The sequence below is a fragment of the Elusimicrobiota bacterium genome, assembly GCA_041658405.1.
In the GTDB taxonomy this organism is placed as follows: Bacteria; Elusimicrobiota; UBA5214; order JBBAAG01; family JBBAAG01; genus JBBAAG01.
The window spans coordinates 1-19,646 of record JBBAAG010000021.1; the positions used below are offsets into that span (position 1 = coordinate 1).

Sequence of the window (19,646 nt, forward strand, 5' to 3'; positions counted from 1 at the left end):
TGTAGTCAGAACGTAATAACGGTATCCCGCGGCGTAGTGTTTCTACGTCGTTCCGCCTACCGCCTGACGCGCAGATGTCAATCAACATCCCGGGATGGCGGTGCCGTAGTTCGTCGAGGTATGCGTATAGCCCTTCAACATATTTAATTTCCGTAATTCCTTGACGGTCCGGTGCGTCATTTACCTGCCAAAACTTTAACGGTTCGATATTAAAGTCGGTACGGTATAAATCAATACCTTGCTCGTTAATAATTTTATCCGCTTGATTTATCCACCATTCCCGCGCTTCTGTGTTACCCAGGTTTAACAGTTTCCATTTTCCATCGGTACTGAGCAACCATTCGGGGTGAGTATCCCACAACCACGTCCCTGGTGTAACACGTTCGGGTTCAAACCAAACGATGGATTTTACTCCTTTGTTATGTCCGTAATCTGTTATTTCACGTAACCCATTGGGAAACCGTGCCTTATCAACTTCCCACGTACCGGTTTCATGCCAGCTTTTTGTTACGGGATACCATCCTGCATCCATCCACCAATAGTCGATATCGATACCTTCTCCGAGGTAGCGATCAATAAAATATTTTTGGCTTGCAGTATCAGCTTTTACCATTTCTTCAAAACACCATGAACTGCAGCCTGCGGTCATCGGTTCCAACGGTTTCCCGTGATCTTTTGGCATGTTGTGTTCGAGCATCCACCGTCGCCAAACGTTGTGTGCGCGAATCCTGTCGTCTTGCCAGAACTGGAGCACAATCATTGGAGTTCGCACTTCTTCCCCGGGAAGAAGTGTGAACTTCGTAAGTTCTTGCCCGCCGGAAATATTGAGATTCCTGTGATTTGCAGCGAAGAAGTTTGTTGCCCATTGTCCCGCCCATCCTAATGCCAGGATTACGCCGTGTCCCGCGTATTCGATGTTGAAATAGGGTAAGTCACTGTTTGCCGGCCGGCCGCCGCAAGTGGTGATTCTCTTGTTTTGGTGGTACATCAAAAGCATTCTATGCGGGCGGTAATCGTCCGGGCAGTTTGGGCTGCCGGTATGGTGGTGTAAAACAAACTCGGGTACAGGGTTGGTATCTTTAACGCCAAACACGGTGTTTATCGGTAAAACATCGGATATTATTGCAGAGTCTGAGGTTCCGGTATTCTTGAAATATAATGTCCATTCGACTATGGGGTAATCGGTGTATTTCACTAGTACACAAGTGAGTAATATTGTTGAATCGGGAATGGGGAATGAAAAAGTTATATGCTTCTTGTTTTCACTGTCCATAACTTTTATGTTAACCGGAATGTTTGGGAGGAACGTGTCAGATTTTTTACCATTAAAAATAAACGAAAACGGTAGTTTTACTCCGGTATTTCCGGAGTCGATAACGCTTAAATAGTCGGATAACCAAGTGGTAAGTAGCTCAAAATCTTTTTGTTCACACAAATGTGTAGTAACCATAATAAAAATATCTCCTTAGCTATTTCCACAACATCTTCGCTGCGGTTTCTCCGCCATTTAGAAGGTATAACAACGGTATTGGCCGGTCGGTACCTTCGACAAACGCCGGCCGTGCGGACCACGGGGTGGATGACAATACATTAGCAATATCCATCCAGTACTGTAACCGTGAAGGTTTGAGGTTCCAGGTCATATGTAAATGATTAGCGGGTGCGTACTGTTTATACTCCGGCATTGACGCGTATTTCGGGATAATAAACGTATGAGGCCATGTTGGTGTTGTTAAGCCGCATATTATGGGAGTGAGTTCATTGGGTAGATCTACGGTTTTAGCTTCATCCCAAATCATGGTAAACATATTGGATAACGACGAGTATGCCAACCGGCCTGCGATGCCTTCAATCCCGCCGGGGCTAATGAAGGTTACGGAATTACCCATACCCGGGAAATAGCCGCTGTCCGCCAGAGGGAAAGATATCTTGGACATAATTTGTTTTATACTGCTGCCAGGTAATCCTGCCCAGTCGAATGATGCGGAACCTGAGTTGTCTCCGTCAACAAAGCCTTTAGTATACCATTCAGCTGAGGTGTCAAAACCGGTCAGTCCGGCTTTTTTCACCAATGCCTGTAGTTCAAACGGTTCCCATACTTTGCGGAAGTCCATGAACAACGGAGGATTTCCTCCGGAAAGGTGTGTAAAAAACAACATTGTCAGTAATCCCTGGGTATCAGCTTCCGTTGCGAAGGGTATTACCGTTTTTTTGCCGTTATGATCAAATGTTGAGTTGAAAAGTGATTCCATAATATCCGCTACCGGTAACGGTATCCCGCGGAGGTCGGAACCCCATTCAAGCTGGGACATAAACCCGCCGCCAATTGCGTTGAGGTCGGATAGTATGTTACGTACAATGAGGTACATCGCAATGCTTTGTTCGAACCTTTCACTATCTTCTTGAGTCTTAAGCATAATCTTATCTTTGCTGTAACGTTCGAGCCATCTGCGTAGGTTTTTTAGTTCTTTAATGTCATACACTTTTTTTATAAGCATATCCGCTAGGAGTTTCATATCAAGCCGGGTTAGTTCTATACCAAAAACGTTTCTTGTTGGGAGTATATGCGCGAGCGCGGTTTCCATTCCCATAGAGTCGTGGCCAAACAGGACAACGCGTTTTCCGCGTAAGTACTGCGCAGTAACAGCTGCGTAACACCAGTCAACCAGTGCTTCTTCTGTATCTTTGCTCATCTTGGGATTAAGCCCGGTGTCCGGCCAGTTGCCGACATTGATATGGGATAACCTTCCGTACTGCGCGATTGCACCATTCGCTGCGTGAGTAAAAACCACACCCGGTCGCGGGCCGCTATTCCCGCAGGTGAGGTTTATCGGACAATGTTCGAATTGTTGTACCAGCGATATCAGTCCGAGTTGCGGAAATGCCCATGTGTCAGGTACACAGACGAGAATGTTTACTCCTGCAGAACGAAACTGCCGCGCAACAGCATCCGCTTGTTTTTCACCGTCGACAAGAGTTAGGGAATATACAACTGGTACCGGTGTTTTATCAGGGAAGATAACGTGTTTTGCAATAATATCAGATGATGTCTTAACAATGTTTGCCGCACGTGTACGCGCATCGTCGTCAATCCTGGGATCGCAGGTGGCAAACACGCCAATGACTGGTAAACCTGAGTGTTTTGTTGTACTACGAAGTTCTACTGCGTTAGCCATAACGTAATGTCTCCTGTAAAACTATGATTTTACTATTTTATAAATAAATATCATTGCTGAAGGTTTGACCGTAGGTGCGAGAGTGATACCGTAGTGAGTCAATTCTTCGCCGGTCATGTTAAGAGTTTCGTTAGTGTCGATATTTACAATCTCATATTTTAAGTTCGGCGTGAGTCCGCGTAGGCTGAACTTCATAGCATTTACCGGCGTATTTTCCCGAATAAATGATTGAACAACTCCTTCACCCAGGTCAGGACGGTCAAACTGCCACGCGAGCCATGAATCGTTATCATTTGTATATTGTGTCAACGGATAGTAATCCCCAAGATAGTATTTTGCAATACGTTTATGCAAAGCGTGCCATTTACGGATATCGTTGTAATTCAATGTTTTGTCACGCATATCGTAAATATAATTCATACTTGGACAGGAGATAATGCTGCGCATAAGGTAATCACTATCTTTAGCAAATCCGCCGGTACCATGATACGGTATCCAAAACGATATGCTATACGTGCATTGCTGATGAGCTTGGGGCTTGGTGATATAATCCGTCCGCCAAAGCGGTACCCCGCGGCGCAGTGTTTCCACATCATTACGCCTACCGCCCGACGCACAGATGTCGATCAACATCCCGGGATGACGGTGTTGTAGCTCGTCAAGATATGAATATAAGCCTTCAACATATTTAATTTCTGTAATTCCCTGGCGGTCAGGCGCGTCATTTTCACGCCAATATTTTAGAGGTTCCATATTAAAATCGGTACGGTACAAATCTATTCCCTGTTCATTAATAACTTTATCTGCCTGATTTATCCACCATTCACGCGCGTCTGTGTTACCCAGGTTCAACAGTTTCCATTTCCCATCGGTACTACTGAGTAACCATTCAGGATGAATGTTAGATAACCACGTATCCGGTGCAACACGTTCGGGTTCAAACCAAACTATGGATTTAAGTTTTTTTGAATGTGCATAATCAGTAATTTCGCGTAACCCGTTAGGGAACCGAGTTTTGTCAACTTCCCATGTTCCGGTGTCATGCCAATCTTTCTTAATAGGATACCAGCCTGCGTCCATCCACCAATAATCTATGTCAATCCCTTCTTCGAGGTAACGATCGATAAAATATATCTGGCTTGCAGTATCAGCTTTGTCCATTTCTTCAAACTGCCGGCCACTGTATCCTTCTGTCATTGATTTCAACGGGTTTCCGTGATCTTTTGGCATGTTGTGTTCGAGCATCCATCTGCGCCAGACGTTATGCGCACGGATTCTGTCATCATTCCAGAACTGGAGTACAACCATTGGCGTCCGCACTTCTTCCCCGGGAAGGAGTTTAAAGTTCGTAAGTTCCTGGCCACCGGTGATATTAAGATTTCTTGGATTAGTAGCGAAGAAATTTGTTGCCCATTGTCCTGCCCACCCTAGTGCGAATATTACACCGCGGTTCGCGTATTCGATGTTGAAATAAGGCGAGTCGCTGTTTACCGACCGGCCACCACAGGTAGTGATACGTTTGGATTGGCGGTTCGTCAAAAGTGTACGGTGCGGGCGGTAATCGTCTTGAGAGCACGGACTACCAGTATGGTGGTGCAAAACAAACTCCGGTACGGGGTCTGTCTCCCTTACGCCAAACCCGGCATTTATCGGCATAATATCGGAAATTAGTGCAGAATCAGTAGTGCCGGTATTCTTGAAATACAACGTCCATTCAACTATGGGATAATCTGTATATTTCACTAATACGCAAGTGAGTAATATCGTAGAATCCGGGATGGGGAATGAAAAGGTTATACGTTTCTTATTCTCACAGTCCGTAACTTTTACATCAACCAGAATGTTTTGGAGTAACGAGTCAGACTTTTTACCGTTGTAAACAAACGAAAACGGCAGTTTCGTGCCGGTAGTGCCGCAATCAATAACTCCCAGATAGTCGGAGAGCCAAGCAGTGAGTAACTCAAAATCTTTTTGTTCAGACAAATTTGTGGTAACCATAAAACTCCTTAAAAAATATTTACAATACCTACTTTTCGGGATTCATTATTCTGCGGGAACCGATAAAATCTATATACATCTTTTGAAATACTTCATACTTATTCGCATGAAACTTCCGTGTTTTCACGTTCGGTAAATACTTTTTGCCGGGTTTACACATTTTAGTAGCTGCGGAAAGTATAGACCGGTACTTCCCGGCGCCTACAGCTGCAAGGATTGCCGTACCAAGAAGGACAGCTTCCGGTTCTTTGGTTAACACAATCTCGCATCCTGTGATATCCGCGTGTTCCTGTAACCACACAGGGTTTTTTGTCCCGCCGCCACAGGCGTTGATAGTTCTTATATTGAACCCGCGCGAGTTCATCTCGTCAATTATATGTTTTGTACCATACGCAATTGATTGTATCGTTGCATAATACTTTTTTGCTATTGACTCAATGGTATCGTCAAGGGAAAACCCACTGACCATCCCGCGTAATGTAGCGTCCGCGCGGGGGGAACGGTTACCGTGGAAATATGGGAGTATATGATAATCTTTAGTGATCTCAGCCGTAGAACCAGCATTTTTAACTAACTTTGTGATTACGCTGTTAAGATACTGGTATACAGTAACCCCGTGGTTTTTCGCAAGGTTCGCAAGTTCAGGGTAACGGTAATTATCACGGATAATATGGTCGAGTAACGAACCTGTTGCGCTTTGGCCTCCTTCAGTCAGCCACATACCGGGGATCATTGCGCTGTAGTACGGACCCCAGATACCTGGGATAAAATACGGTTTTTGTGAGACTGCCATATGGCATGACGATGTCCCGCCGATAAGCGCGAGGATAGAACTCAACTTCTGCGGTGATGGCACTTTTGTACCGCCATTAAGCCAGATCGTTCCTACTCCACCGGCATGCGCGTCGATAATACCTACCGCAACTTTTGTTGTTGTCATCAACCCGAGCTCTTTGGCGGACATCAGGGTGAGGTTACCGATAAACTCACCCATCGGGCGGATATCCATACCGATTTTGTTATGTTTCAATAAATCATATAACCCTACTTGCTTGAAGAATGAAGAATCCCAGCGTCCTTCATGCCCAAGGTATGTCCATTTACAAACTGTTGTACATAAACTACGCACATCTTTACCCGTAGCGCGGTAAGTTAAAAAGTCGGGGAGGTCAAGAAATTTCGCGGTTCTATTCCAGGACTTAGGAAGGTTGTCTTTTATCCACATAAGTTTAGGAGGTTGTTGTTCCGGCGATAATTTACCTCCGACATACCGCAGTACGCGGTGATGTTTCGCATTAATCTTTGCAGTTTGTCCCATTGCACGGTGGTCCATCCAAACAATAATGTTTTGTTCCGCCTTACCACTGGGTGAAACGGTCACCGGGCGGTTAGCGTTATCCAGTGCGACAAGCGAGCAGGTTGCATCGAAGGATATACCTGTTACGTTCTCGGGGTTAACCCCTGAGGTTTTAATGCATTGTTTTACGCAGTAACATACAGCGCTCCAAATATTCTCTGAAGATTGTTCTACATAATCCGTTGCAGGATACCACAACTGTATATTCTTCTTCTCATTAGCATACATTTTGCCGGTAATGTCAAAAATCCCTGCCCGCGCACTTAATGTTCCAACATCCACACCGATAACAAATTGTTTTGACATACAAATTCTCCTATGAAATATAGTTAATATAATTTTACAATAAAAAATAGAGGATATCCTTGAAAATCCGCGGGAATTGGCATTGACCACAGTGACAGTAATACTGTATTATTTAATGAAATTGAGGAAGGTAACAGTTGAAGAATTGTATTTCAAAAGTTTTTACGGTATTAATAATAATATTTTTATTTGGAGGTATAATACCCGTTATGAGCAATGATCAAGTTACAGGGACTGAGATAAAGATCATGACCTATAACATCCATCATGGTGCGGATGCGGAGAATAAATTTACACTCGACAAAATAGCGGAATTTATTAAATCAGAAAACCCTGACCTCGTTGGAATACAGGAAGTATTGAATATGGTTGATAGTAAAGATTGTACTGACCAGGTAGCGTATCTCAAAAAATATACGGGTTTACATCCTGTGTTTAACCCCAACGTTATTAAGGATAAATATACTTATGGAGTAATGTGCCTCAGCAAATATCCCGTAAAAAAGTATGAACACCGTTTATTACCATCAATTGAGTACCTCAACAATTTTAGTGAACAACGAGGTTGTATAATATCAACAGTAGAAATCGGTAAAACAACAGTAACGTTCATAGTGACACATCTTGGGTTAACACAAGAAGAACAGTTGTTGCAGGCAAAGGAATTAATGAAAATCTCAGCCGGGATTGAAGGATACAAAATCATGGTTGGCGATTTTAATGAAGAAGTGTATAAAACAGTGAAACACAAGGTTATAGGAAGTACACAGACAGTAAATATTCAGGAATACTCACCTGTGATGGAAGAACTGTTAGGCGAAAAACCGCAGAGGTTGCGCAAGGACCGTTATGCCGACGCGTTTATGGGTACCAAACCCGGTGAAACCAGCACATTCCCCGCAGATAAGTCTGATATCAGGATAGATTATGTTCTAATAAGCCCGGAATTGTATAAGGGCATAACAGAAAAACGTGTGGTTCCGTCATTACTATCCGACCATTTACCGTTAATAGTTAAAATCCGTATCCCGTAAAAAATCCTTGCAATTAAATCTTCACGGTAGCTATTTAGGAAACAGTACTGACATCGCTTTACGGTCAAGCCCATACCCAGGGCGTCCGTCTGCGCGTTTGGATACTTTACCATTCTTAAATATAAGAACAGTAGGTGTAACCTTAATCCCATACTCATCCCATAACGGACACGCGTCATCGTCAAGAATAACCTCAACAAATTCGTAAGTATCTCCAAAATTATCCGCATATTCCTGAAATACAGGGCGGAACATGTTACAGTAAGGACAGTAGCTCAACGAAAAAAATATGGCGGTAGATTTTGAAGCGTTCATCAAAGTATTAACATTATCCGGGTTATTGAGTTTTTTCATTGGCTTAATAAACCTCATTTTAATAAAATCAAAACAGTATTTATAAAACATTATAACACTAAATTTAATGTTTGTAATATGATAATATAAGGTTTTATAAAACAATTGTAAAGGTAAAGAATGGGAAGGACGGGGAAAAGAAAGTATGGAGATTACGGGTAAGTACGGGATTTTGGTAATATTTTTACTTGCAGCAACAGCGCTGATACTATCCTCTTGCGCGGGAACAAAGAAGGTACTCAAAAAAGTGTCTTTATCACAGCAGCAGATGGGGTTAGCGGTTAAAGCCAACCTTTCCCCGGATGAATTGAGCATGATGGAAGCAAAACCGATTTATCAGTTTACTAATAAAGAACTTGATAAATACCTCGGATATTTACAGGTATCAATCCCTGACCTTAGAAAACGGATACAGCATATCGCACGGAAAAACCTTGGGCAGCCGTACAACATTTTTTTATTGGGTGAGTACCCGTTTGAACTTTATGACTCGGATCCGTTGTTTAAACTTGAAGAAAGCGATTGTGTTGTGTATTCCGAACACACATACGCTATGGCGTTAGGCTGGGACTGGCCAAGTTTTTTTGCGTTTCTCCAGAGGATACGATATAAAAACGGTGAAATAAGTACTCTCGCGCGAAACCATTATACCGAACTTGACTGGGATAACAATAACTCATGGCTGGTTGAGGACGTAACAATGGAACTCATCGGGGATAAAGCTGTATCGGTATGCAGCGAGTACGATAAAGCAAAATTTTTTAAGAAACAGTACGGTATTGACGTGGATATCGCGAAACTTAACCTTACATGGTACTACATCCCGTACGACTCGGTCCCCGGTATTATTAACAAACTCCAGGCAGGCGATTTTGTTAACATCGTAAGAGGGTATGATGAAGACCCTAACGGTAAATGGGTGGGGCATACGGGGTTGATTACCAAAGATGATGATGGTACTGTATTTTTTACGCATTCAACTTCTCCAAAGGTTAAGATGGAACCCTTACTTGCGATGTGTACCTCAGCTCCGCAGCTGGCAGCTGAACGAAGGAAACATAACGCTGATGCTGATGTACAGAATAAAATAATTAAGGAAGAAAATGAAAAGTTGCGTGCTGAGAATAACGGTAAACCGTCAAAGAAAGAAAAGAAGTTGATCTCAAAACGCGCAATATTTTATGGGTTCAAATTCCTGAGATTACGTGAAGACCCTATTGCTGAATTAATCAAAATTGACGGCGATAAAGCTCCGCTGGTCATCGGATCCCAGGGGTTGTATAACAAAAAAGTTCAACAATTACAAAAACAACAGGTACAACCTTAGTCATCAAATACTTTTTTTCTGAGTTCACGTCCATCAAGTTGTGACGGTGCAATGTTTTGCTTCACGCACATCGCAGCGGCAACGCCTGCGGCTTCGCCAATACCGGATACTACAGGCATAATACGCAATGACGAATGCGCTTCGTGTGTGGAACTTATCCCACGGCAGCCTATGAGAAGATTATCCACTTTATGCGGGACGATACAACGGTACGGGATTTCATAGTATTCTCCCGTAGGTACGCGTTTGATAACAGTTCCCGTGCCTGTAGGGCTGTGGATATCAATACTGTAATTACTACGCGCTATGGCATCATCAAACTTGTGTGCCTGCAGTACATCGTCTTCTGTTAGTATATACTTACCTATCACACGGCGGGTTTCCCGCACACCGATCTGTGCCGCGGTCTTAATAAGGTACGCGTTTTTGAAGTACGGCGATTTTGATTTGAACAATAAAAATAATTCCTTGACCTGCTTACGTGCCTCGAGTTCCGCAGCGGTAAGGTCTTCCGCGTCAGTACCTTTCTTCATAACCACGCGGGTTGTATTAAAATGATACACCCCGGGTTGCATAGTTTCGAACATTAATACGTTTTCGCGGGGATGATCAATAACTTTATCTTCTTTTGCTTTTAGAAAAATATCAATCAGGTGTAACGCTAACGCTTTTCGTTCAAGGCCTAGTTCAACACCGGCAACACGAAAACATAATGTCATCGGTTGTGCTGCTCCATCTTCTTTCCGTCCGTATTCCGTCTCCGCTCCTGCGCGGTATGCAAGGTCACAATCGCCAGTTGAGTCAATAAATATTTTTGAGGTAAGTTCCAAACGTCCAGACTTTGTTTCTACGTACACCGCATCAATTTTATTGCCGTTCATTTTTACATCGCTGAAGTAAGCATGGAAAAGTATGGTTGCACCGGCATCACGAACCATGTCATCAAGTAAGATTTTCATTGCCTCATCATCAAATATTTGGTTAAGCGTATGCAACGCCCCGCGTGTGCGCAGCTGGTCAAGCATATTATTGAACACACCGGAGGTTAAAAGTTTCGTTTTTGTGCGGTAGGACATAAACGGGTTAACCAGGCCAGCTGTAGCCATACCCCCGAGGAAGCCATAACGTTCGACAAGCAATGTTTTTGCACCGTTCTTCGCTGCAGCAATTGCTGCGGAAAAACCACCGGGCCCGCCGCCGAGTACTATAACATCATAATGTCTATCCATTTGTTTACATTATCCTTTCAATTCATATATAATTAAATACATTCATAACATTATGTTATGTATTTTACAAAAAAAGTTGATGAAAGGATACTTACTCAAAATGGAAAAGTTAAGGATCGGGATGATAGGGTTAGTTGGCCGCGGCGGGATTGCAAAACACTGGCATCAACCTAATGGAAGATCAGTTGTTGTTGCGGGAGCGGATATTAATGACAAAAGTATTGAGTCGTTCAAAACCAACGTTAATCCTGACGCGAAAACATATAAAGATTACCGTCAGATGTTGGAGAATAAGGATATCGACGCAATAGCTATCACCACACCGGACTTCTTGCATGAAGAACAAGCCGTTGCTGCACTTGATGCGGGGAAACACGTTTTTTGTGAAAAACCATTGGCGATAACAATCCCCGGGTGTGACCGTATCCTCCGCGCGTGGAAAAAATCGGGTAATCGTATGATGGTAGGGTTTAACATGCGGTACATGAACATCTTCCGTACGATGAAAGATATTGCCGACAGCGGCGTTCTTGGCGAAATCAAGGCCGTTTGGGTCCGTCATTTTGTAGGGTTAGGCGGGGATTATTATTACCATGACTGGCATGCAAAACAGGAAAATGCGACGTCATTACTGTTACAAAAAGGGTCGCATGATATTGATATCATCCATTGGATCACAGGGTCGTACGGCAAAAAAGTTTCTGCTTTCGGCAGCCTTGACTTCTATGGCGGGGATAAACCTAATGACTTAACTTGTCCTAATTGTAAAGAACTCGATAAATGTAACGACCCGTACGCTACTCCGCGCCGCGCGCAATGCGCGTTCCGGAAAGAAGTTGATATCGAGGATAATAATGTTGTTATTATGGAACTTGCGAACGGAGTGAAAGCGTCATACCTGCAATGCCATTTTACGCCGGATTATCACCGTAACTACGTGTTCATCGGTACTGAAGGATCAATGGAAAATTCGGAACCCGAGATGAAAGTATGGGTTAAATTCAGAAAAGGTAAATCGTGGAAGACATTAGCTGACCGTACTCACACAATAAAACCTGCACAGGGCGGGCATAGCGGTGCGGACCCGACTATCTGTAAAGACTTTGTTGATATGATATTGGATGGAAAAGAACCTGTTGCACCGGTTATTGCCGGGAGACATTCAGTAGCGGTTGGCTGTGCTGCAGCGGAATCCATGCGTTCCGGCGGTAAGGTTGTTGAAATCCCGGAAATCGATAAACAGTTACTCGGTTAAGTATTTTTTAAACTAAATTTATTATTTTGTTATTATACGGGAAAGTACTTTTTTCCAGTTATAGTAAGTTGCCATCAACACTGCACGGTTTTTGGGATTAGGTTCAACTACGAGTATACGTTTTAACCCTGTAAACGCGTCTTTGAACGAACTATATATTCCTGCGCCGATACCCGCACCGCGGGCAGCGCCCTGTGCGCCATCAGTATTATAAAGTTCTACCGTTGAGTTTGTCATTGTCGCAAAGGTTTCACGGAAAACAGGGCTGAGGAACATATTAGCATACCCCGCACGTACTTTTTTCACGTTTATACCCATTTCGTGCATGAGGCCTATCCCGTTGTATAACGCATAAACAATACCTTCCTGCGCGGAACGTATGATATGCGCTTTTGTGTGGAGATTAAAATTTATTCCTGTAAAATAAGTTCCTGTGGTTAGGTTTTCCAGTGTGCGTTCTGCGCCGTTACCAAACGGTATTGTGATAACTCCGCCAGCGCCGGGAGGTACCGTTGCAGCAATGGTGTTCATCTCGTTATACCCAAACTTATTATTAGATACGTTAAACAGCTCGTTTCTTAACCAGCTGTTAAGTACACCTGTACCATTGACACAAAGTAATGCGCAGTAGTTTGGATGTTCAGCTGTATAATTTACATGCGCAAAAATATTTACCCTAGATTTTGGGTCGTATCTAATATTCTTATTAACACCGCAGATAACACCGGAAGTGCCTGCAGTTGCTGCAATTTCGCCGGGGTTAAGCACGTTTAATGACAACGCGTTGTTTGGCTGGTCACCCCCACGGTAGGTTAACGGTATTCCCGCGGGGATACCCATCATTTTAGCAGCGGTAATAGAAACAGTTCCTTGCCTACCAAAAACCGGTACCACAGGAGGGACATAATCCAATGGAATGTTGTAGTAGTTAAAAATAAATTTCGCGAGACCACAGGTTTTGTAATCCCAGAACATTCCTTCGGACAGGCCTGGAATAGTGGTGTTTAGTTCACCTGTAAGTTTATATGCTATGTAGTCGCCGGGGAACATAAATTTATGTGTTTTCTCGAAAACTGTGCGTTCATACGCGCGTACCCATGCGAGTTTTGATGCCGTAAAATTGCCGGGGAGGTTGTAAAGATGTTCGTAACACTTTTTATGCCCGATACTATTCGCTGCACGGATGCCAATTATATTAGTGCGGCTGTCGCACCAGATAATTGAGGGACGTAAGACATTACTTTTTTTGTCTAACAATACCAACCCGTGCATTTGGTAGGATAAACCTATAGCTTTTACATTGTTAAGTTTAGCCCCAACTTTGTTATGTAATATATGCGTTACTTCAACAGTATGTTTCCACCAGAGTTCAGGGTGTTGTTCCGCCCAACCGGTGTGTGGCGATGAAATTGTGAGTTCATTCTCTGCTGGTGATGTTGCTGAAGCTATGAGTTTACCATCAGTATCTATAAGTGAAACTTTTACAGCTGAAGTACCGATATCGTATCCTAACAAGAACCCCATGTTAGGCTACCTGCTTTCGAATATATTTATTCATTTTTTACTGAATGCCGCGTCGAATGCAAGGTTTGACGGTGTGAAGCCAATCTTTCGCACAAACGCACAGGCTTCTTTTGCCCCGTGTTCACGGTTCATCCCGGAATCTTCCCATTCAACTGACAATGGGCCGGTATAGTTTATGCGATTAAGCATACGTATAATTTCTTCGAAGTTCACACTGCCATGCCCGAGCGAACGGAAATCCCATCCGCGATGTGCTGCACCGAAGTCAAGATGCGAGGATAATATCCCGGAATAACCGTCAAGCGTTACAATCGCGTCTTTCATATGCACATGGTAAATACGGTCGCTGAACTCTTCGATAAACCGTGAGGGATTCATTCCTTGCCAGTGCAGGTGGGACGGGTCGAAGTTGAACCCAAACTCAGGACGGTTGTCAATCGCTTTTAAAGCGCGTTTTGCTGTGATAATATCAAACGCGATTTCTGTGGGGTGTACTTCCAACGCAAACCGCACCTTGTTTTTTTTGAATACATCAAGAATAGGGTTCCAGAGTTCCGCGAAGTACTCGAAGCCTTTATCTATATCCGCCTGTGTTACCGGTGGGAAAGCGTAAAGCATATGCCAAATCGGTGACCCGGTGAATCCGCAAACCGTGTCAATCCCAAGATTTTTTGCGGTTACCGCAGCGTTTTTCATGGATTCCACTGCCCACGCGCGTTTTTTATCGGGGTTACCCTGGCAGTTTTTCGGTGCGAATCCATCTGACCGGTGATCATTATTTGGGTCGCAGATAAGCTGTCCTGCGAGGTGGTTGGAGATCGCTTTGACGATAAGCCCGTGTTTCTTCAAGGTTTTAACTTTTTCCTGGCAGTAAGTTTTACTTTCCGCGCCTTTGAACACGTCGAGGTGGTCACCCCAGCAGGCGAGTTCCAGTCCGTCGTACCCGAACTCTGCGGCTTTCTTACATATGGTTTCAAATGTTAAGTCCGCCCACTGCCCTGTGAATAGTGTTACTAGCCGTGCCATAAATAACTTAACCCTCCTTATAACCTATATTTCAAACTTTCCGGGTTCCAGTGTCATCGGCATCGGTAACGGGCGATCACACTGCGATTTTAGTTTCACAACCTTGCCTTTTTCTGATGACTCATGTGCTGCGTGCATAATGTCCAATACGTGGTATGCAATTTTCCCGTTTGCACGGTGTTTATGTTTTTTATTAAGTAACGCATATGCCATGTCTGCAACACCAAGCCCGCGGGAATTAACCTGATACCCATGAGTTAACTCTTTTGGTGTCCATTCCTTATCCCCTGGTTTAAATATACTTATCGGCCCGCCGAACGTATTAGGGTCAGGGACTAACATACTGCCTTCAGAACCATAGATTTCGATTCTTGGCAACGTGGATTTCCATACGTCAAAACTTGTGATTAAAGTCCCTACTGCGCCATTCACAAAATTTAGGATAGTGACTATATGTGTTGGTATTTCAACAACAATCTTTTGTCCGGCTTTTGGCTGGCTCGTGATTGTGCGTTCAGGAAACGTTATTTTCGCTTTCGCAATAACACTTACAACCGGGCCAAGCAGTGTTACCAATGTAGTTAAATAGTACGGTGCCATATCAAACATCGGCCCGCCTCCTACCTGATAAAAAAACTCGGGGTTCGGATGCCATCCTTCAGGCCCGTGCCCAAGCATAAACGCTGTCGCTCCTACCGGTGAGCCAATAACACCGTCGTCGATAAGTTTACGGCATGTTTGTATCCCGCCTCCAAGGACAGTATCCGGCGCGCAGCCAATCAGCACCTTTTTTTGTTTCGCAAGTTTTAATAACGCCTTCCCGTCTTCACGTGAGACAGTTAACGGTTTTTCGTTGTACACACTTTTTCCAGAATTAACCGCAGCGAACGCAATCTCGCCATGTGCTTTTGGGACTGTTAAATTAAGTACAATATCAATACTTGGATCAGCGAGTAATTCCTGCGGTGTACACGCTTTAGGGATAGCATATGCTTGTGCAGCATTCTGTGCGGCGGCCATGTTTAGGTCCGCACAGGCTGCAACTTCTAAAAAGCTGTATGTTTTAATGTTCTTGAAATATATCCCTGAAATTTTACCGCAGCCAATGACACCAACTCTAATCATTTTGTCTACCATTGAAAAACTCCTTCTAATGCTAATTTAACCACTTATTATTTTACTTTATAATAAACCCAAACGTAATTATTTTCCATAAAGACAGAAATGTCTAAGCTACTGCCTCAGCCCGACATTTTTGTGGTATGTTATACGTTAAACAAAAAGTTTAGGATATCACCGTCTTCGACAACGTAGTCACGTCCTTTAACGTAAAACTTGCCAGAATCTTTCAACACTTGTTCCGTCTTTGCTTCAATAAGCTCAGCGTATTTCATCATTTCCGCACGGACAAAGCCTTTCTCAATATCGGAATGTATAGTCCGTCCAGCTACCGGTGCTAATGCACCTTTCGGGATTGCCCACGCGCGTACTTCATCCGGTCCAACGGTGAAAAACTGTATCAACCCCAGCTTTGCGTAGGTTAATCGTGTCATTTTATCAACCGCAGGTTCGGTAACCCCGAGTTCTTTCATAAACGTACCTCGGTCTTCCGGGTCAAGCCCCGAAATTTCTTGTTCCAATTTCACATTCATCGGTATAAATGTTACGGACGGGTACAATGTTGATAACTGCGTGATCACAGTATTTATTGCGGTCTCATCTTTTTCGGTGTTCACGATTACCAGTACAGGCGTACGGGTTAATAGTTGATAGTTCACAAGTACTCTAGCTTGTTCATCGTCAAATTTAAGGGAGGATAATAACTTGCCTTCATCTAATGTTTTTTTGCAGATATCCAGTACCGCCTTTTCCTTCCCGCGGGTTGATGCGGTCTTTGGGTTAACATCTTTCGCAAGTGTTTCTACCCGTTTTTCGACCAACCCAAGGTCAGCGATTATGAGGTCAGATATAAAGTTTGACGTATCCGCAATGGCGGATGCTTCACCCGCGGTCCAGCAGAGAACATCCGCGTTTCTTAGATTTGACATAATCATTGTCGTTATCGGCCCGCCCTGGGTAGTGTAGTCGGGGAGAAGGTTGTAATCAATTTTTACTGCCGTTGTTTTTTTCGGGTTATACATCTTAGATAAAACATCAAGCCGGGGGTCACGCACAACTGTACTGCCGAGATGGATTTCCATCGGTGTTTGGTTTAACTTTTCAATCGGTGTACCGCATAAGGTGGAGAACAATTCGCGTTGCCCCGCCATAGGGAATCCTGTAATATATATTTTCATAAAAAACCCTTTCTTTAACTTAGTTAGATACTGGTTAATTTCACAACTTTGCCGTTACGTTCCCGCGATAGTTCCGCGGCTATCAATATTTTTATACTTATAAATGTATCCCGATGGTTAAACGGTAATTTCCGTGTTTTCAACATTTCAACATAATCTACCAGCATCGCTTTGAATGATGAGAACGAGTCTGTTGTTGTCAGGACAAGATTGTTTTTCGTACCGTAAAACGTAAAATGCATTGCCGGCACGGTATTTTTGAAACACTGCAGGACCGCGTGGCTGCCGTTCTTATAACGCAGATAGATTATATGTTCTTCATCCTTCCCCAAGTTCTGTACATATTCCACATCGTAACCCATAATACTGCATACACCGTCAATTGCGTGGATACCATATGTGTTCCAGTATTTAGGAACCATTGCGGTGGCAGTGAGAATACTGCCAAGTTTAGGTTTTGCGTTTAAAATATTTTTTACGTACCGCATGCTTGAACAGGACATTATTAGCTTTCCGCGGGAATAATACTGTTCAAACTTATTTAGGTCCGGTAATGACGTAGCTAACGGTTTGTCTATAAGTATCGGGATGTTCATTCGGATAAACCGCTCGCCGTACTTTAAATGAGTATTCCCGTCGTCACGGGCAAGGATTACGCCATCCACCGCGCCTATCATATCATCAAGGTTGGTGATAACATTCGCAATTAATGACGCATCAGCAATTTTTTGAGACTCCCGTTTATCCTGTGTCCATATGTGAGTAACTTTAGCGTCAGGTATACACATTGTCCGCGGGTTCTGTTCCCCGAGATACTGCGGGATTACGGGAAACGGGCATTTAGCCATTTCTTTTTTGTCATACCCGTTAAAGATTGCGCTCCACGAGTATGGATGGCCGTTCCCCGGGCTATGCCCGATGATTCCGAGCTTGAATATTTTGCGGGTACTTGTCATAGGTTTACAAACTTTCCGGAACGCTGTGACGATTTAGCAGCGAGGCATACGCGTAAAGTGGATTCTGCGTCAGAGAGGGATGTAGGGAACGCGCGTTTACCATCAATCGCGGCAATAAAATCGTTTGCCTGTGCGATGAAAGGTTCATCTGCTGTGACATTGAAATGTTTCAGCACGTGCCACTTTGAATCATCAGTATTTGAATACAAAATTGTATGCGTCGTTTTGGTTGCATGAAATAAAAGATTTCCTTTTGTACCTACGATTTCAACATCAGCTGCGAACGGTTTCTGGAACTGGTTTTGGAAAATATCAGCAACCGCACTGTTTTTTGTAAATCTAATAAGCAGCGCAACAGTGTCTTCACACTCAACTTTACGGAGGACCATCTTGTCGTACATAGCAGTAACCTGTTTTGGCGATCCTAATATCCATTCTATGAGATTAACGATATGGCTTGCTGCATCGAGTATACACCCGCCGCCCATGTTTTCGTATGCGTAATAGATACGCTGGTAATCCGGGCGGTACTTAGTATAGTCCTGCGAAAAGTTTGTGCGTGCCATTTTGAGCTCACCGATTTTGCCGGATAACGCGTACTTTCTCAAAGTTTTGTATGACATCTGGCTTCTTCTGACATACGCAACCCCGCAGGGTAGGCGTTTTCTATGGACTATGGATTTAAGTTTATCCACGCCATTGAAATCGAGGGATAAAGGTTTCTCCAACAAAAACGGGATGCCTTCTTCCGCGCAGCGGGTTGCCATTGGAATATGATAATTCGGCGGTGTGGCAAGTAAAATACCGTCAAACTGGCGTAAATCAACTTTCCTAAAATCTGTGTATACGTTTTTGACCGCATACTTTTGTTTTAACTGTTCCAACCTCGAGGGGTTGGGTTCACATACATAAACTACCGCTTTTTTTGTTGCTATAAAACACCGTATATGGCGTTCACCGATCCCGCCGCCGCCAACGATTAAGATCTTTTTCATTTCGCTGTATACCCCCCATCTACCATAAGATTCGTACCTGTGACATACCCTGATGCGTCGGAGACCAGGAAAACAATTGCGCCTTTAATATCATTGATATCAGCCATGCGGTTAAGGAATGTGCGTTTGCAGTAACGCGTAACAAAGGTTTTATCCTGGTTATTAAAGAACCCGCCCGGTGCAATACTGTTAACCCGGATACCATACTTTCCGTACTGCGCAGCAAAGTATTTCGTGAGGTTAACTAAGCCGGCTTTATGAAAGAAATAGTCCGGGGGGAGAATACCTTCCATCGGCGTGCCTTCGTATAATGAGAGGTCCGGCCCGACAATACCCTGGATTGACGCGATATTGAGGATACTACCCTTAACTTTCCTGCGGATCATCAGGTTCGCAACTTCGCGGGTAAGCGAGAACGTTCCCGTTGCGTTTACCGCCATTGATTGTTCCCACTTAGCAATATCATCGTCCAAACGCCACATAGAGCGGAGGACCGAGTTGTTGACCAAAAAGTCAAGTTTCTTGAAATCTTTCGCTATCTCCGCGGTAAAGTTGAGGATACTGTTATTTACCGAGAGGTCGAGTTGGTAGGGATAAATTTTGTACTTCTTCTTTTTATACTCTTTCGCGAACTTCTTACTTTTTTCAATATCACGTGAGGCAATGATTATACCCGCTCCGGCTTCACATAAACCTTCGACGATACTGCGGCCGTAAATCCCTGCTCCGCCGGTAACGATCCCGGTTTTTCCTTTCAGCGAAAAATTGTTTAGTACTCCCATTCCCAACGTCCTTTCTTATTTAACTGTTGA

The 19,646-nt window shown here is 43.7% G+C and carries 16 protein-coding genes; 3 read left to right on the forward strand and 13 right to left on the reverse strand.

Annotated features, from left to right (window positions below):
• The 4 genes from WC955_05485 to WC955_05500 form a co-directional block, all read right to left on the reverse strand.
• Positions 1 to 1,450: alpha-galactosidase (locus tag WC955_05485; GenBank protein ID MFA5858499.1), on the reverse strand; the 1,450-nt coding region annotated here is incomplete at its 3' end.
• A gap of 19 nt (positions 1,451 to 1,469) precedes the next feature.
• Complete coding sequence (locus WC955_05490; protein ID MFA5858500.1) at positions 1,470 to 3,176, reverse strand: hypothetical protein; 1,707 nt, start codon at positions 3,174 to 3,176, stop codon at positions 1,470 to 1,472.
• Between the two features lie 21 nt (positions 3,177 to 3,197).
• Complete coding sequence (locus WC955_05495) at positions 3,198 to 5,174, reverse strand: alpha-galactosidase (protein ID MFA5858501.1); 1,977 nt, start codon at positions 5,172 to 5,174, stop codon at positions 3,198 to 3,200.
• Between the two features lie 28 nt (positions 5,175 to 5,202).
• The gene (locus WC955_05500) at positions 5,203 to 6,837 is read right to left on the reverse strand and encodes an FGGY-family carbohydrate kinase (protein MFA5858502.1); all 1,635 of its coding nucleotides are present in this window, start codon (positions 6,835 to 6,837) and stop codon (positions 5,203 to 5,205) included.
• A 209-nt stretch (positions 6,838 to 7,046) separates the two neighbouring features.
• On the opposite strand from WC955_05500, the gene WC955_05505 reads away from it, so the two are divergent.
• Positions 7,047 to 7,871: an endonuclease/exonuclease/phosphatase family protein gene (locus WC955_05505; protein MFA5858503.1), complete on the forward strand. Its 825-nt coding sequence runs from the start codon at positions 7,047 to 7,049 to the stop codon at positions 7,869 to 7,871.
• 30 nt (positions 7,872 to 7,901) lie between these two features.
• Here the strand turns inward: WC955_05505 and WC955_05510 are convergent, their stop codons facing one another.
• On the reverse strand, positions 7,902 to 8,225 hold the full coding sequence (locus WC955_05510) for a thioredoxin family protein (protein MFA5858504.1): 324 nt from the start codon (positions 8,223 to 8,225) through the stop codon (positions 7,902 to 7,904).
• 145 nt (positions 8,226 to 8,370) lie between these two features.
• Between WC955_05510 and WC955_05515 the strand changes: the two genes are divergently transcribed.
• Positions 8,371 to 9,552 (forward strand): N-acetylmuramoyl-L-alanine amidase-like domain-containing protein, encoded by a 1,182-nt coding sequence (locus WC955_05515; GenBank protein ID MFA5858505.1) that lies wholly within the window; start codon positions 8,371 to 8,373, stop codon positions 9,550 to 9,552.
• Here the strand turns inward: WC955_05515 and WC955_05520 are convergent.
• Positions 9,549 to 10,781 carry an FAD-dependent oxidoreductase gene (locus WC955_05520; protein MFA5858506.1) on the reverse strand — a complete coding sequence of 411 codons (1,233 nt, stop codon included), beginning with the start codon at positions 10,779 to 10,781 and terminating at the stop codon, positions 9,549 to 9,551. The genes WC955_05515 and WC955_05520 overlap by 4 nt on opposite strands.
• A 100-nt stretch (positions 10,782 to 10,881) precedes the next feature.
• On the opposite strand from WC955_05520, the gene WC955_05525 reads away from it, so the two are divergent.
• Entirely contained in the window at positions 10,882 to 12,036 is a 1,155-nt protein-coding gene (locus WC955_05525) for a Gfo/Idh/MocA family oxidoreductase (protein MFA5858507.1), read from the forward strand.
• A 21-nt stretch (positions 12,037 to 12,057) separates the two neighbouring features.
• Here WC955_05525 and WC955_05530 read toward each other — a convergent pair whose 3' ends face one another.
• The 7 genes from WC955_05530 to WC955_05560 all read right to left on the reverse strand — a co-directional run bounded on the left by WC955_05530 (position 12,058) and on the right by WC955_05560 (position 19,616).
• Entirely contained in the window at positions 12,058 to 13,560 is a 1,503-nt protein-coding gene (locus tag WC955_05530) for an FGGY family carbohydrate kinase (GenBank protein MFA5858508.1), read from the reverse strand.
• 30 nt (positions 13,561 to 13,590) lie between these two features.
• On the reverse strand, positions 13,591 to 14,586 hold the full coding sequence (locus tag WC955_05535) for a sugar phosphate isomerase/epimerase family protein (GenBank protein ID MFA5858509.1): 996 nt from the start codon (positions 14,584 to 14,586) through the stop codon (positions 13,591 to 13,593).
• 24 nt (positions 14,587 to 14,610) lie between these two features.
• Positions 14,611 to 15,723 (reverse strand): Gfo/Idh/MocA family oxidoreductase, encoded by a 1,113-nt coding sequence (locus WC955_05540; GenBank protein MFA5858510.1) that lies wholly within the window; start codon positions 15,721 to 15,723, stop codon positions 14,611 to 14,613.
• 128 nt (positions 15,724 to 15,851) lie between these two features.
• Positions 15,852 to 16,883, reverse strand: a complete 1,032-nt coding sequence (locus tag WC955_05545; GenBank protein ID MFA5858511.1) for a DUF933 domain-containing protein — start codon at positions 16,881 to 16,883, stop codon at positions 15,852 to 15,854.
• Positions 16,884 to 16,906: 23 nt separating this feature from the next.
• A complete protein-coding gene (locus tag WC955_05550; GenBank protein MFA5858512.1) occupies positions 16,907 to 17,839 on the reverse strand; it encodes a Gfo/Idh/MocA family oxidoreductase in 933 nt (310 codons plus the stop codon).
• Positions 17,836 to 18,834 (reverse strand): Gfo/Idh/MocA family oxidoreductase, encoded by a 999-nt coding sequence (locus WC955_05555; GenBank protein MFA5858513.1) that lies wholly within the window; start codon positions 18,832 to 18,834, stop codon positions 17,836 to 17,838. Before WC955_05555 ends, WC955_05550 begins: the two co-directional genes overlap by 4 nt.
• Complete coding sequence (locus WC955_05560) at positions 18,831 to 19,616, reverse strand: SDR family oxidoreductase (protein MFA5858514.1); 786 nt, start codon at positions 19,614 to 19,616, stop codon at positions 18,831 to 18,833. Before WC955_05560 ends, WC955_05555 begins: the two co-directional genes overlap by 4 nt.
• Positions 19,617 to 19,646 lie beyond the last annotated feature (30 nt).

Bases quoted from the DNA above. Each gene is read 5' to 3' on its own strand.
- WC955_05535 (MFA5858509.1), bottom strand. From the start codon at position 14,586: ATGGCACGGCTAGTAACACTATTCACAGGGCAGTGGGCGGACTTAACA.
- WC955_05490 (MFA5858500.1), bottom strand. From the start codon at position 3,176: ATGGCTAACGCAGTAGAACTTCGTAGTACAACAAAACACTCAGGTTTA.
- WC955_05530 (MFA5858508.1), bottom strand. From the start codon at position 13,560: ATGGGGTTCTTGTTAGGATACGATATCGGTACTTCAGCTGTAAAAGTT.
- WC955_05525 (MFA5858507.1), top strand. From the start codon at position 10,882: ATGGAAAAGTTAAGGATCGGGATGATAGGGTTAGTTGGCCGCGGCGGG.
- WC955_05560 (MFA5858514.1), bottom strand. From the start codon at position 19,616: ATGGGAGTACTAAACAATTTTTCGCTGAAAGGAAAAACCGGGATCGTT.
- WC955_05545 (MFA5858511.1), bottom strand. From the start codon at position 16,883: ATGAAAATATATATTACAGGATTCCCTATGGCGGGGCAACGCGAATTG.
- WC955_05550 (MFA5858512.1), bottom strand. From the start codon at position 17,839: ATGACAAGTACCCGCAAAATATTCAAGCTCGGAATCATCGGGCATAGC.
- WC955_05505 (MFA5858503.1), top strand. From the start codon at position 7,047: ATGAGCAATGATCAAGTTACAGGGACTGAGATAAAGATCATGACCTAT.
- WC955_05515 (MFA5858505.1), top strand. From the start codon at position 8,371: ATGGAGATTACGGGTAAGTACGGGATTTTGGTAATATTTTTACTTGCA.
- WC955_05540 (MFA5858510.1), bottom strand. From the start codon at position 15,723: ATGGTAGACAAAATGATTAGAGTTGGTGTCATTGGCTGCGGTAAAATT.
- WC955_05510 (MFA5858504.1), bottom strand. From the start codon at position 8,225: ATGAAAAAACTCAATAACCCGGATAATGTTAATACTTTGATGAACGCT.
- WC955_05520 (MFA5858506.1), bottom strand. From the start codon at position 10,781: ATGGATAGACATTATGATGTTATAGTACTCGGCGGCGGGCCCGGTGGT.
- WC955_05495 (MFA5858501.1), bottom strand. From the start codon at position 5,174: ATGGTTACCACAAATTTGTCTGAACAAAAAGATTTTGAGTTACTCACT.
- WC955_05500 (MFA5858502.1), bottom strand. From the start codon at position 6,837: ATGTCAAAACAATTTGTTATCGGTGTGGATGTTGGAACATTAAGTGCG.
- WC955_05555 (MFA5858513.1), bottom strand. From the start codon at position 18,834: ATGAAAAAGATCTTAATCGTTGGCGGCGGCGGGATCGGTGAACGCCAT.